Genomic DNA, 13,552 nt, shown 5'->3' on the forward strand with positions numbered 1-13,552 from the left:
GTGACCGTGCTGGACGACCTGCGCACCGGTCACCGGGAAGCCCTCGCCCCCGAGGCGACCCACGTCGACCTGCCGGTGCACGAGGCCGCCCGGGTGCTCACCCCCGACGCCGGGTACGACGGCGTGCTGCACTTCGCGGCCCTCATCGCCGCCGGCGAGTCGATGATCCGGCCCGAGCTGTACTGGCACACCAACACCGTCGGCTCGATCGCGCTCATCGACGCGGTCCGCGCCGCCCGGGTGCCCCGGATGGTCTTCTCCTCCACTGCCGCCGTCTACGGCAACCCCACCGAACTACCCATCCCGGAAACCGCCGTCAAGGCCCCCACCAGCACCTACGGCGCGACCAAGCTGGCCGTCGACATGGCGCTCACCTCCGAGGCGATCGCGCACGACCTGGCCGCCGTCTCGCTGCGCTACTTCAACGTCGCCGGGGCGTACCTGCGCGACGGGCTGGCCATCGGCGAACGGCACGACCCCGAGACGCACCTCATCCCGATCGCGCTCGACGTGGCCGCCGGGCGGCGGGAGAAGCTCCAGCTCTTCGGCGACGACTACCCCACTGTCGACGGCACCTGCGTACGCGACTACATCCACGTGGAGGACCTGGCCCGCGCCCACCTGCTCGCGCTCGACGCGGCCACCCCGGGCCGGCACCGCATCTACAACCTGGGCAACGGCAACGGCTTCACCAACCGGCAGGTGGTCGACGTGGTCCGCGAGGTCACCGGCCACCCGGTGCCGGTCGAGGTCGCCCCACGCCGCGAGGGCGACCCGGCCGAACTGGTCGCGTCCTCCGCGCTCGCCCGCGACGAGCTGGGCTGGACGCCGGCCAAGCCCACCCTGCACGACATGGTCGGCGACGCCTGGGCGTTCTACCAGGCCCACGTCGCGGGGCAGCCCTCATGACCGTCGCCGACCGCGCCACCGCCGGCTTCCGGCAGCGGTACGGCACCGAGCCGGCCGGCCGCTGGGCGGCACCCGGACGGGTCAACCTGATCGGCGAGCACACCGACTACAACGACGGCTTCGTGCTGCCCTTCGCGCTGCCGCTGCGTACCGTGGTCGCCGCCGCGCCCGCCCCGGACGGACGCTGGACGGTCTGGTCGGAGCTGGACGACGAGCCGGTCGAGTTCGGCGCGGCGGAGGCCGACGAGCCCGGCGGCGTCGACGGCTGGGCCGCCTACGTGGCCGGGGTGGTGTGGGCGCTGCGCGCCGCCGGCCACGACGTGCCGGGCGCGCGGCTCGCCGTCGCCTCCGACGTGCCGGTCGGCTCCGGGCTCTCCTCGTCGGCCGCGATCGAGTCGGCGGTGCTGGCCGCGCTGGTCGACCTCGGCGGCCTCGACCTGCCCGCGCAGGCGTGGCCCCGGCTGGCCCAGCGGGCCGAGAACGACTACGTCGGCGCGCCCACCGGGATCATGGACCAGTCCGCCGTGATCCGCGGCCGGGCCGGGCACGCCCTGTTCCTCGACTGCCGCACCGAGGAGGTCGAGCAGATCCCGTTCGACCTGGACGCCGCCGGGCTGGCCGTGCTGGTGATCGACAGCCGGGCGCCGCACCGGCACGCGGACGGCGAGTACGCGGCCCGGCGCCGCAGCTGCGAGCGGGCCGCCGCGACGCTCGGGGTGACCGCGCTGCGCGACGTCGACGTGGCCGACCTCGACGCCGCGCTGGCCCGCCTCGACGACGACGAGACCCGCCGCCGGGTCCGGCACGTCGTCACCGAGAACCAGCGGGTGCTCGACACCGTCGCGCTGCTGCGCGCCGGCCGGGTCCGCGACACCGGTCCGCTGCTGACCGCCTCGCACGCCTCCATGCGCGACGACTTCGAGATCACCGTGCCGGAGATCGACACCGCGGTCGAGGCGGCGCTGTCCGCCGGGGCGTACGGCGCCCGGATGACCGGCGGCGGTTTCGGCGGCTGCGTGCTCGCCCTGGTCGACGCCGAGGCCGCCGACCCGGTGGCCGCCGCCGTCACCGAGGCGTACGCGAAGCGCGGCTTCACCGCCCCCGGCACGCTCACGGTGCTCCCGGCCGACGGCGTCACCCGCCTGGGCTGAGGGTGTAAGGAAGGGCCCCTTATTAACGCCTCCGGTAGAGGAAGGGCCCCTTGTTAACAGCGCGCTGTTAACAAGGGGCCCTTCCTTACGAAGCAGGGGGTCAGCCGGCCTCGACGATCATGCCGGCGCCGACCGTACGGTTGGTGGCCTCGTCGATGATCACGAAGCCGCCGGTGGTGCGGTTGCGGCGGTACTCGTCGGCCAGCAGCGGCACCGTGGTGCGCAGCCGGACCCGGCCGATCTCGTTGAGCTTCAACTCGCCCACCGTCTCGTCCCGGTGCAGCGAGTTGATGTCCAGCCGGTAGTGCAGGCCGCGCACGATCGCCCGCGCCGAGCGGGTGGTGTGCTTGATCGCGTACCTGCCGCCGACCTGCAACGGGCGGGTCTCGTCCATCCAGCAGACCATCGCCTCGATGTCCTGCACGGCCATCGGGGCGTTGTTCGGCCGGCAGATCATGTCGCCGCGGGAGATGTCCAGCTCGTCGGTCAGCCGGACCGTCACCGACATCGGCGGGAACGCCTCGTCCACCGGGCCGTCGGCGGTCTCCACCGCCGCGATCCGGCTGGTGAAGCCGGACGGCAGCACCATGATCTCGTCGCCCGGCTTGAGCACACCGGAGGCCACCTGCCCGGCGTAGCCCCGGTAGTCGGTGACGGTGGTGGACTGCGGCCGGATCACGTACTGCACCGGGAACCGCACGTCGACCAGGTTGCGGTCGGAGGCGATGTGCACCCGCTCCAGGTGGTGCAGCAGCGACGGACCCTCGTACCACGGCATGTTCTCCGAGCGGGTGACGATGTTGTCGCCCTTGAGCGCGGAGACCGGCACCACAGTCAGGTCCGGCACGTCGAGCTTCGCCGCGAACGCGGTGAACTCGTCGGCGATCCGCTCGTAGACCTCCTGCGACCAGTCCACCAGGTCCATCTTGTTCACACAGAGAACCAGGTGCGGCACCCGCAGCAGCGAGCAGAGGAACGCGTGCCGGCGGGACTGCTCCACCAGGCCCTTACGCGCGTCCACCAGGATCAGCGCCAGGTCGGCGGTGGAGGCGCCGGTGACCATGTTCCGGGTGTACTGGATGTGCCCGGGGGTGTCGGCGATGATGAACTTGCGCCGCGGCGTGGCGAAGTAGCGGTACGCCACGTCGATGGTGATGCCCTGCTCCCGCTCGGCGCGCAGGCCGTCGGTGAGCAGCGCCAGGTTGGTGTACTCGTCGCCACGCGCCGCGCTGACCGCCTCGACGGCGGCGAGCTGGTCGGTGAACAGCGACTTGGTGTCGTAGAGCAGACGGCCGATGAGCGTCGACTTGCCGTCGTCGACGCTGCCCGCGGTGGCGAACCGCAGCAGGTCCATCGGCCGCGCGGTGTCGCTCTCGGCCGGCGCCAGGGTCTCGACGCTCATCAGAAGTAGCCCTCTCGCTTGCGGTCCTCCATGGCGGCCTCGCTGACCCGGTCGTCACCACGGGTCGCGCCGCGCTCGGTGATCCGCGTGGCGGCCACCTCCTCGATCACCTTCTCCACCGTGTCGGCGTCCGACCGGACCGCCGCGGTGCAGGAGGCGTCACCCACGGTCCGGTACCGCACCTGGGCCTTGAACGGCTGCTCACCGGCGCGGGCCCGGAAGAACTCGTTCACCGCGTAGAGCATGCCGTCGCGCTCGATCACCTCGCGCTCGTGCGCGTAGTAGATCGACGGCAGCGGAATCCGCTCCCGCGCGATGTAGTGCCACACGTCCAGCTCGGTCCAGTTCGACAGCGGGAACACCCGGATCGACTCGCCCGGGTGGTGCCGGCCGTTGTACAGCGCCCACAGCTCCGGACGCTGGTTCTTCGGGTCCCACTGGCCGAACTCGTCGCGGAAGCTGAACACCCGCTCCTTGGCCCGCGCCTTCTCCTCGTCGCGCCGGGCGCCGCCGAACAGCGCGTCGAAGCGGTGCTTCTCCACCGCCTCCAGCAGCACCGGCGTCTGGATCCGGTTGCGCATGCCGTCGGCGGACTCGCGGACCAGGCCCTTGTTCAGCGCCTCCGGCACGCTCGCCACGATCAGCTGCAGGCCCAGCTCGGCCACCCGCTGGTCGCGGTAGTCGAGCACCTCGGGGAAGTTGTGCCCGGTGTCCACGTGCATCACCGGGAAGGGGATGTTGGCCGGCGCGAACGCCTTCTGGGCCAACCGGAGCATCACGATCGAGTCCTTGCCGCCGGAGAAGAGCAGCACCGGCCGCTCCATCTCGGCGACCACCTCGCGCATCACGAAGATGCTCTCCGCCTCAAGGGCGTCGAGGTGCGACACCTGGTACGCGGCGGGGGACGTCATGACACGAACTCGATTCGCACGGATCCGTACATCGGATTCCAGACCTTTCAGGTCGGACTCGTGAAGAAGAACGCTCAGGTTACCCGGAATGCCGCTGCAACGCTGCAAGCAACCGACTCGCGAGATCCTTGCGGCAGACCAGCAGATCCGGTAGACGCGGGTCGGCCCCGTTGTATTTCAGCGCAGAACCGTCGATCCGGGAAGCATGCAGACCGGTGGCCGTCGCCACAGCGACCGGAGCGGCCGAATCCCACTCGTACTGACCGCCCGCGTGGATGTACGCGTCGACCTCACCGGTGACCACGGCGGCGATCTTCGCGCCCGCCGAGCCCATCGGGACCAGATGAGCGCCGACGTCCTTTGCCAGATCGGTCAGGAAAACCGGCGGACGGCTACGACTGGCCGCCAACCGGATGACCCGCCGGCCGCCGCCCACGGCCGCCTCCACTGTCATCGGCGGATACGCCGGCGGATGGTCCGTGCCGAGCACCCGGTGCTGGGCCGGCAGGCCCACCGCGCCCGCGACCAGACCGTGCGGCGTCGATGCGTGACGCGACCAGAGCGCCACGTGCACCGCCCAGTCCGAGCGCCCCTCCTCCGCGTACTCCCGGGTGCCGTCCAGCGGATCGACGATCCAGACCCGGTCCGCGTTCAGGCGCGACAACGCCGCGTCCGTCACCTCCGCCGTCCAGGCCAGCCGCGAACCCTCGTCCTCCTCCGACAGCACCGCGTCCGCCGGCCGCCACTTCGCCAGCTCGGTGCGGATCAGATCGTGCGAGACCTTGTCCCCGGCCGACCGGAGCGCGCCCGCGTCGGCGAACCCCATCTCCGTCCGCAACGCCGTCAGCGCCTGACCGGCCCGCGACGCCAGCCACCGGGCGAAGCCGCCGTCGATCATCGGAGGACTGCCCATGATGCTCCCGTCGCCCGCCCTTCGGTCCCCGGCCACTGCTCAGCCCCCGTGGTACAGGTTCTGCGTCGGCTCCACGCCCTTGAGAACCACCGACTCCACCACGTCCGCCGCGCGGTCCACCAGGAACTCCAGCTCCTTGCGCTCCGACGGGGAGAAATCCGAGAGTACGTAGTCAGCCGGGTCCTGCCGCCCCGGCGGCCGGCCGATGCCGAACCGCACCCGCACGTAGTCCTTCGTGCCGAGCGACTTCGACATCGAACGCAGACCGTTGTGGCCGCCCTCGCCGCCGCCGCACTTCACCCGCACCTGCCCGTACGGGATGTCCAGCTCGTCGTGCACCGCGATCACGTGCGCCGGCGGGATCTTGTGGAACTGCGCCAACCCGGCCACCGGGCCGCCGGAGAGGTTCATGTACGTCAACGGCTTGAGCAGCACCAGCTTCGGCCCGCCGAACCCCAGCCGCCCCTCCGCGGCCTCGGCCATCGCGCGCTTGTGCCGCCCGAACTTCGCGCCCACCCGGGCCGCCAGCAGGTCGGCCACCATGAACCCGACGTTGTGCCTGTTGTTCGCGTACTCCCGGCCGGGGTTGCCCAGGCCGACCACCAGCCACGGCCCCGCCTCGTCCGTCACCCGACGCCCCGTCCCGCTCGCTTCCCCGACCAGCCGTCCCGATACGCCGACAGGCGCCCCCGGGAACCGGGGACGCCTGTCGCACAGCCTTGCGGACCGGTCAGGCCTCGGTCTTCGCCTCGGCCGGGGCCTCCTCGCCCTCGGCGGCCGGAGCGCCCTCGGCACCCTCGGCAGTCTCCTCGCCGACCTCGGCCTCGGCCTCCTCGGTGGCCTCCTCGACCTCGGGGAGGGTGGCCTCGAGCTGCTCGGCGGTCGGAGCGGCGGTCACCGAGGCGACAGCGGTCTCCTCGTCGGTGGCCAGCTCGACGCCGGCCGGCAGCTCGACGTCGGCGGCGGTGATCGTGGTGCCCGGCTCGGCGCCCTCGATCGACGCCTCCAGGTGGTCCGGCACCTTGGTCGCGTCGGCGGTCACCGACAGCGTGTCGTGGTCGTGCACGATCAGCGTGTCCTTGGCGGCCTCACCGGTCAGCTGGACCGGGACCTCGACGGTGACCTTCTCGCCGCGGCGGACCAGCAGCAGGTCCACGTGCTCGAAGGTGTCCTTGATCGGGTCACGCTGGATCGCCTTCGGCAGCGCCAGCACCTGGGTGCCGTCGCTGACCTCGATCGCGAAGAGCTGGTTCGCGCCGCCCTTACGGATCGCGGCGGCGAACTCCCGCGCCGGAAGCGCGATGTGCTTGGGCTTCTCGCCGTGGCCGTACAGCACGGCGGGCACCTTGCCGGCCCGGCGGGTACGACGGGCACCACCCTTGCCGAACTCGGTACGGGGCTCGGCGCTGATCTTTACCTCGGACACGGGGAAACTCCTGATGCTTCGCTGCGGCGGCTTGTCGTCTGGCGGTGCTGGGGCGAGGGGCTCGCTGGGGCTAGGGTCATGAACGACCGCCCGGAGCACCGCGTCGATGACGGCGCCTCCGTGCGGTGCTTGTCAGCAGCCCGCCGGGCACCCTCGCCGTGGCAACCGCACCAGTCTACCCGAGGGAATTCCCGGCTCTCCGGCAGTCCCCCATATCACCGCGCCGCCGGTTCCGCAGGGCATCGGCCCGGCCGCCGGAACACCGGCGACCGGACCGGCACTCCTCAGCTCAGGCCACCGAACAGGGTGGTCACCGAACCGTCGTCGAAGACCTCCCGGATCGCCCGCGCCAGCAGCGGGGCGATCGACAGCACGGTCAGCTTGTCCAACTGCTTCTCCGACGGCAGCGGCAGCGTGTTCGTCACCACGACCTCGCTGATCGGGCTGTTCTTCAGCCGCTCCGTCGCCGGGTCGGACAGCAGCGCGTGGGTCGAGGCGACCACGATCTCCGCCGCGCCCTGCTCCTTGAGGATGTCCGCCGCCTTGGTGATCGTGCCGCCGGTGTCGATCATGTCGTCCACGATCAGGCACACCCGGCCCTCGACCTCACCGACCACCCGGTTCGCCACGACCTGGTTCGGCTTGAGCGGATCGCGGGTCTTGTGGATGAACGCCAGCGGGCAGCCGCCCAGCCGGTCGGTCCAGCGCTCCGCCACACGTACCCGGCCCGAGTCCGGCGCCACCACAGTCATCGGGCGGCCCGCGTACTTGTGCTCCACGTACTCGGCCAGCACGTCCATGGCGAACAGGTGGTCCACCGGGCCGTCGAAGAAGCCCTGGATCTGCGCGGTGTGCAGGTCGACGGTCAGGATGCGGTTCGCGCCCGCCGTCTTGAGCAGGTCGGCGATCAGCCGCGCCGAGATCGGCTCCCGGCCGCGGTGCTTCTTGTCCTGCCGCGCGTACGGGTAGAACGGCAGCACCACGGTGATCCGCTTGGCCGAACCGCGCTTCAGCGCGTCGACCATGATCAGGGTCTCCATGACCCAGGTGTTCACGCCGTGCGTCACGGACTGCACCACGAAGGCGTCCGAACCACGAACCGAGTCCTTGTACCGGACGAAGATCTCGCCGTTGGCGAAGTCGTACGCGTCGGCCGGCGTCGGCGCGACGCCGAGCACCTCACCGATCTCCTTGGCCAGCTCCGGAAAACCCCTCCCGGAGAAGAGCATCAGGCTCTTGCGGTTTTCGGCGACGATGCTGCCCATGGGCCCGTCTGCTCCCGTATGTCGGTGGTGCCCGGCGGCGGTGAGGCCGGGGAGTGTTCGGTTGCAGTATGCCCCCGGTTCAGCGATCCACCCACGGCCCGCCGATCCCCGTGGAGTCAGTCACCTTCCCTTGCGGCTGCGCCCGTGTCCGGCGCATCCTCACCGGCCCGCCGCGCCGCCTCCGCGGCCTCCGTGCCGGCCCGCTTGCGCAGCACCCAGCCCTCCACGTTGCGCTGCTGGCCCCGCGCCACCGCCATCGCGCCCGGCGGCACGTCCCCGGTGATCACCGAACCCGCAGCCGTGTACGCGCCGTCGCCGACCCGCACCGGCGCCACGAACATGTTGTCCGCTCCGGTACGCGCGTGGCTGCCGATGGTGGTGTGGTGCTTGCGTACCCCGTCGTAGTTGACGAAGACGGTGGCCGCGCCGATGTTGCTGTGGTCGCCGATCGTCGCGTCCCCCACGTACGACAGGTGCGGCACCTTCGAGCCCTCACCGATCGACGTCTTCTTGGTCTCCACGAACGTGCCGACCTTCGCCTTGCGGCCCAGCCGCGACTCTGGCCGCAGGTACGCGTACGGCCCCACGCTGGCCTCCGGCCCCACCTCGGCGCCGAGCGCGTGGGAGCGCACCACGCTCGCGCCCGCGCCCACCACCGTGTCCACGAGCGTGGTGTCCGGGCCGACGAGCGCGCCCGCGCCGACCACCGTGGCGCCCTGGAGCTGCGTGTTCTGGTCGATCACCGCATCCCGTTCCACGGTCACCGTCACGTCGATCCACGTCGTGTGCGGGTCGAGGATGCTGACCCCGGTACGCATCCAGCCCTCGTTCACCCGGTCCCGCAGCAGCCGCCGCAGCGCGGACAGCTCCACCCGGTCGTTGCAGCCGAGCGTCTCCACGTGGTCGGCGGCGCAGTGCACCGCCACCGGCTCCCCGGCGTCGCGCAGCAGCGCGAAGACGTCGGTCAGGTACTCCTCGCCCTGGTCGTTGTCGGTGGAGAGCTTGCCCAGCGCCTCCCGCAGGCGGGCCGCGTCGAACGCGTAGATGCCCGCGTTGATCTCCCGCAGCGCGCGCTGCTGGGGCGAGGCGTCCCGCTCCTCCACGATCTGCTCCAGGTGCCCCTGCACGTCCCGCACGATCCGGCCCAGGCCGGTCGGGTCCGGCACCTCGGCCGCCAGCACCGTCGCCGCCGCGGCGGCTTCCTCGTGCGCCTCGACGAGCGCCCGAACCGTCTCCGGCCGCAGCAGCGGCACATCCCCGTTGATCACCACGACGGTGCCGGTCGCGTCCGGCACCGCGTCCAGCGCGATGCGGACGGCGTGCCCGGTGCCGAGCTGGCGCTCCTGGAGCACCGGCGTCGCCGCCGGGGCCACGTCGGTCAGGTGCGCCCGGACCTGGTCGGCGCCGTGGCCGACCACCACCACGGTGCGGTCCGCGCGCAGCGGCCCGGCCGCGGCGAGGACGTGACCGAGCAGGGTACGGCCGAGCAGTGGGTGCAGCACCTTGGGCAGGGACGACTTCATCCGCTTGCCCTCACCGGCGGCGAGCACGACAACGGTGCGGAGGTGGGGCTGGGACACGACGTGGCTCTCCCGTCGGGACGGCGACAGTCTCGCGGTCATGCTAACCACCCGCGGGAGGGCAAACAGCAGAAGCTCCCGGGAGAGGATTCGAACCCCTATAATCAGGACCAAAACCTGACGTCCTGCCATTAGACGACCCGGGATGGTCGAAAACGGGCAAAAGGCAAGCTGCCCGGCGGCTGCCTACACCTTACCGGTCACGTGGTGGATCTTCATTGCTCATTCCTTTCATGATCCCCTCGATCCTCCAGTAGAGCCGGCTTCCGCCCACCACATGGATGGTCAGGCAGCCGTGATAGTCGGTTCCGACGTTCTTCCGTGTCGTCTGTGGACGATGCCTCTTGATGGTGGTGGCTTGAAAGCGATCAGCGGGCACACCCACCCGCGCCGCCCACCACCGGACCGCCGCCGCGTCGTCAGCCGTCTCATGGATGCTGACCCGGAAGCGTCGATCCTCCGGCGGCACCTCGACGGCATCCAGGAAGCGCAGGAACAGGGCCACGAGCATCGGATCGCTGTTGACGAACTTGATCCTGCAGTCGTGCGGGCGCCACGGCTTGGCCTTGCCGCCTTCGCACCAGTAGATGGCCGCCCCGATCAGCAGCAGTTCGCGCAAGCCCAGCCCTCGCACCCACTCGGCGGACGCGGCGACCGCCTCCGCCCTGGCCGCGTCGCGTGCCGCCCGGTGCGCGCCCCACTGCGCATCAGATCGGGCCCGCTGCGCGGCCTGACGACGCCGCCGCACCAACGCCGGGTCGAGCGGCAGGTGCCGAGTCCAGAGATAAGCCGTCGACTTGGAGACGTCGAGCCGCGCGGCGATCTCCCCGACGGGACAACCGGCGCGCCGCAGAGCCAGCGCCTGGGCGTGCAGTTCCGGCTTTCGACCACGGTACGAGCCGTGCGCGTTCGAATGATCACCGAGAGCCACCCTCGGAGGCTAGAACGTACGTACGACAACGAGGCGTCCGGTCGGACCGCGTACGCCTCGCCTGGCAGGATGGGGCGGGTGACCGACGTTCCCGGCAGTGACCGCGCCCGGCGGCGGCCCGCGCCGGCGGCGAAGCCGTCCCGGGTGCGGATGTCCGCGACGCAGCGGCGCGAGCAGTTGATCTCGATCGCCCGGCAGATCTTCGCCGAGCGCGGGTTCGACGCGACCTCGATCGAAGAGGTGGCGGCGCGCGCCAAGGTGTCCAAGCCGGTGGTCTACGAGCACTTCGGCGGCAAGGAAGGGCTCTACGCGGTGGTGGTGGACCGGGAGGTCCGGGCCCTGCTGGACCGGATCACCACGGCGCTGACCGCGGGCAATCCGCGGGAGCTGCTGGAGCAGGCCGCGTTGACGCTGCTGACCTACATCGAGGAGGAGACCAGCGGGTTCCGGGTGCTGGTCCGGGAGTCGCCGCTGATGTCGGCGACCGGCAATTTCAGCAGCGTGATGAACGACGTGGCGCACCAGGTGGAGCACATCCTGGCGGGCGAGTTCTCCATCCGGGGGTACGACCCGAAGCTCGCCGAGCTCTACTCCCAGGCTCTCGTGGGCATGGTGGCGTTGACCGGGCGCTGGTGGCTGGAGGTGCGCAAGCCGCGCAAGGAGACGGTGGCGGCGCACCTGGTGAACCTGGCCTGGAACGGGTTGTCGCACCTGGAGTCGAAGCCCGGGCCGATCCCCCGGGGCTGACGCCGCGTCAGCGCAACAGCCGCGTCAGCGCTCGCCGATCGGGTGGTAGCGGCGCTGCCGTTCCTCCTCGGCGTGCTCGGCGGTGCCGACCTTGTCGTACAGGCCGGTGGCGAGCAGGATCAGCCCGAACAGCAGCGACACGATGACCGTGGACATCGAGAAGTTGAGGAAGTTCGCCGAGGTCTGCAGCACCGACATCATCAGGATGCCGGTGACCAGGAAGACCACGCCGGCGGTGAGGTTCATGTAGTGGCCGAGATTGGTGCGGCGGGACGCGCCGACCAGCAGGACCGCGCCGAAGACGACCGAGACCAGCGAGAAGGCCAGGTTGGTGCGCAGGCCCAGCGCCCAGTTGCTGCCCCGGCCGAACAGCCCTTCGCCCCAGGTCAGGAAGACGCCGTAGACGCCGAAGACGAGGATGTAGAGGCCGATGAGCCCGGACAGCACCCGGTAGAGGGGCCGCGCGGGGTGGTTGACGGGGGTGTGGGCCATCTCTGCGTCTCCAAAAGACCGTTCGGACGAGGGTTCCACCGGTGATTGTCCCGTACGCCGGTCAGTGACGCCGCACACCCCCCACCCCGGCGGCAGGTCAGCCGCCCGGCAGCTCCTCGGCCAGGGCCAGCCAGGTCTCCTCGGTGCGGTCCCGCTCGGCCCGTACCTCCTTGAGCTGTGCGTCCAGCTCGGCGACCCGGGCGTAGTCGGTGGCGTTCGCGGCGAGCTGCTCGTGCAGGGCCGCCTCCTTCTGTTCCAGCTTGGCGATCTGCCGTTCCAGCCGGTTGAGTTCCTTCTTCGCGGTGCGTACCTCGGCGGCGGACATGCCCTCGCGTTCCGGCGCCGCGGTGGCCGGGGTGAGGTCGGCGGGTGCCGGGCCGCCGGCCGCGACGGCGCGCGCCAGGTACTCGTCGACGCCGCCGGGCAGGTGCACCAGCCGGCCGTCGCCGAACATGCCGTACGCGACGTCGGTGACCCGCTCGATCAGGTAGCGGTCGTGGCTGGCCACCACGATCGTGCCGGGCCAGGAGTCGAGCAGGTCCTCCAGCGCGGCGAGCGTGTCGGTGTCCAGGTCGTTGGTGGGCTCGTCGAGCAGGAGCACGTTGGGTTCCCCGGCGAGCAGCCGCAGCATCTGCAGGCGGCGACGTTCCCCGCCGGACAGGTCGCTCACCGGGGTCCAGAGCCGCCGGTCGTCGAAGCCGAAGATCTCGGCGAGCTGGGCGGCGCTGATCTCCCGGTCGCCGAACTGCACGCGCCGGGCCACCTCTTCGACGGCTTCCAGCACGCGCAGGTGGCCGGGGAGTTCGGCGAGTTCCTGGGAGAGGAACGCGGGCCGGACGGTCTGCCCGGCGGCGAAGCGCCCGCCGTCGGGGCCGGTCACCCCGGCGAGCATCCGCAGCAGGGTGGTCTTGCCGGCGCCGTTGCGGCCGAGGATCGCGACCCGGTCGCCGGGCCCGACCTGCCAGGTGGTGTCGTGCAGGATCTCCTTCGGGCCGGCGTGCAGCCGCACGTGTTCGAGGTCGTACACCTGCTTGCCGAGCCGGGCGGTGGCGAGCCGTTGCAGCGACATGGTGTCGCGGGGTTCCGGGACGTCGGCGATGAGCGCGTTCGCCGCGTCGATGCGGAACTTGGGCTTCGAGGTGCGCGCCGGGGCACCGCGGCGCAGCCAGGCGATCTCCTTGCGGAGCAGGTTCTGCCGGCGGGCCTCGGTGGCGGCGGCCACGCGCTGCCGCTCGACGCGGGCCAGCGTCCACGCGGCGAAGCCGCCCTCGTACGCCCGGACGGTCTGGTCGGCGACCTCCCAGGTGGTGGTGCAGACGGCGTCGAGGAACCAGCGGTCGTGGGTGACCACGACGAGCGCGCCCTTGCGGGTGACGAGGTGCCGGGCCAGCCAGTCGACGCCACCGACGTCCAGGTGGTTGGTGGGCTCGTCGAGGACGAGCAGGTCGGCGTCGCGGACCAGCAGCGCGGCGAGCGCGACCCGGCGGCGTTCCCCGCCGGACATCGGGCCGACCGGCGTGTCCAGGCCGAGGTGGGGCATGCCGAGGCCGTCGAGGATGGCGCGCACGCCCGCGTCGCCGGCCCACTCGTGCTCGGCGCCCATGCTCTCGCCGAGCCAGGCGGTGCCGAGCACGACGTCCCGCACGGTGAGGTCGGGGGCCAGGTCCAGGCGCTGCGGCAGCCATGCGACGCGCAGGTCGCGGCGGTGGGTGACGCGGCCGTCGTCGGGTTCCTCGGTGCGGGTGAGCAGCCGCAGCAGCGTCGACTTGCCGGCGCCGTTGAGGCCCACCACGCCGACCCGGTCGGCGTCGTCGAGGCCGAGCGA

The 13,552-nt window shown here is 71.5% G+C and carries 13 protein-coding genes and 1 tRNA gene; 3 read left to right on the forward strand and 11 right to left on the reverse strand.

The window, feature by feature from the left end:
- Positions 1-909 (forward strand): UDP-glucose 4-epimerase GalE (galE, locus tag KBX39_RS08515; RefSeq protein WP_210869893.1); only part of this gene is annotated, 909 nt, incomplete at its 5' end.
- Positions 906-2,060 (forward strand): galactokinase, encoded by a 1,155-nt coding sequence (gene galK / locus KBX39_RS08520; RefSeq protein ID WP_210869895.1) that lies wholly within the window; start codon positions 906-908, stop codon positions 2,058-2,060. The genes galE and galK, both read left to right, overlap by 4 nt.
- A 100-nt stretch (positions 2,061-2,160) precedes the next feature.
- Here galK and KBX39_RS08525 read toward each other — a convergent pair whose 3' ends face one another.
- The 9 genes from KBX39_RS08525 to KBX39_RS08565 form a co-directional block, all read right to left on the reverse strand.
- Positions 2,161-3,462: a sulfate adenylyltransferase subunit 1 gene (locus KBX39_RS08525; protein ID WP_030501168.1), complete on the reverse strand. Its 1,302-nt coding sequence runs from the start codon at positions 3,460-3,462 to the stop codon at positions 2,161-2,163.
- Positions 3,462-4,373 carry a sulfate adenylyltransferase subunit CysD gene (gene cysD, locus KBX39_RS08530; protein WP_030501167.1) on the reverse strand — a complete coding sequence of 304 codons (912 nt, stop codon included), beginning with the start codon at positions 4,371-4,373 and terminating at the stop codon, positions 3,462-3,464. Before cysD ends, KBX39_RS08525 begins: the two co-directional genes overlap by 1 nt.
- A gap of 79 nt (positions 4,374-4,452) precedes the next feature.
- On the reverse strand, positions 4,453-5,286 hold the full coding sequence (locus tag KBX39_RS08535) for an inositol monophosphatase family protein (protein WP_210869897.1): 834 nt from the start codon (positions 5,284-5,286) through the stop codon (positions 4,453-4,455).
- A 39-nt stretch (positions 5,287-5,325) separates the two neighbouring features.
- A complete protein-coding gene (gene pth / locus KBX39_RS08540) occupies positions 5,326-5,916 on the reverse strand; it encodes an aminoacyl-tRNA hydrolase (protein WP_030501165.1) in 591 nt (196 codons plus the stop codon).
- A 100-nt stretch (positions 5,917-6,016) separates the two neighbouring features.
- Complete coding sequence (locus KBX39_RS08545) at positions 6,017-6,712, reverse strand: 50S ribosomal protein L25/general stress protein Ctc (protein WP_013283957.1); 696 nt, start codon at positions 6,710-6,712, stop codon at positions 6,017-6,019.
- A gap of 284 nt (positions 6,713-6,996) precedes the next feature.
- Complete coding sequence (locus tag KBX39_RS08550; RefSeq protein ID WP_030501163.1) at positions 6,997-7,977, reverse strand: ribose-phosphate diphosphokinase; 981 nt, start codon at positions 7,975-7,977, stop codon at positions 6,997-6,999.
- Positions 7,978-8,093: 116 nt separating this feature from the next.
- Complete coding sequence (gene glmU, locus KBX39_RS08555) at positions 8,094-9,599, reverse strand: bifunctional UDP-N-acetylglucosamine diphosphorylase/glucosamine-1-phosphate N-acetyltransferase GlmU (protein WP_210869899.1); 1,506 nt, start codon at positions 9,597-9,599, stop codon at positions 8,094-8,096.
- Between the two features lie 33 nt (positions 9,600-9,632).
- A tRNA-Gln gene (locus KBX39_RS08560) sits at positions 9,633-9,703 on the reverse strand.
- Between the two features lie 47 nt (positions 9,704-9,750).
- Positions 9,751-10,488 carry a resolvase gene (locus KBX39_RS08565; RefSeq protein WP_166455829.1) on the reverse strand — a complete coding sequence of 246 codons (738 nt, stop codon included), beginning with the start codon at positions 10,486-10,488 and terminating at the stop codon, positions 9,751-9,753.
- A gap of 69 nt (positions 10,489-10,557) precedes the next feature.
- On the opposite strand from KBX39_RS08565, the gene KBX39_RS08570 reads away from it, so the two are divergent.
- Entirely contained in the window at positions 10,558-11,235 is a 678-nt protein-coding gene (locus tag KBX39_RS08570) for a TetR/AcrR family transcriptional regulator (RefSeq protein WP_174534858.1), read from the forward strand.
- Between the two features lie 24 nt (positions 11,236-11,259).
- On the opposite strand, the gene KBX39_RS08575 is transcribed toward KBX39_RS08570, so the two are convergent.
- Together KBX39_RS08575 and KBX39_RS08580 are read right to left on the reverse strand one after the other, a co-directional pair.
- On the reverse strand, positions 11,260-11,727 hold the full coding sequence (locus KBX39_RS08575) for a DUF4383 domain-containing protein (protein ID WP_210869901.1): 468 nt from the start codon (positions 11,725-11,727) through the stop codon (positions 11,260-11,262).
- 97 nt (positions 11,728-11,824) lie between these two features.
- On the reverse strand, positions 11,825-13,552 hold a 1,728-nt coding region (locus tag KBX39_RS08580), incomplete at its 5' end, for an ABC-F family ATP-binding cassette domain-containing protein (RefSeq protein WP_210869903.1).

This window comes from Micromonospora sp. D75 (assembly GCF_018070405.1).
GTDB classification, from domain to species: domain Bacteria; phylum Actinomycetota; class Actinomycetes; order Mycobacteriales; family Micromonosporaceae; genus Micromonospora; species Micromonospora chalcea.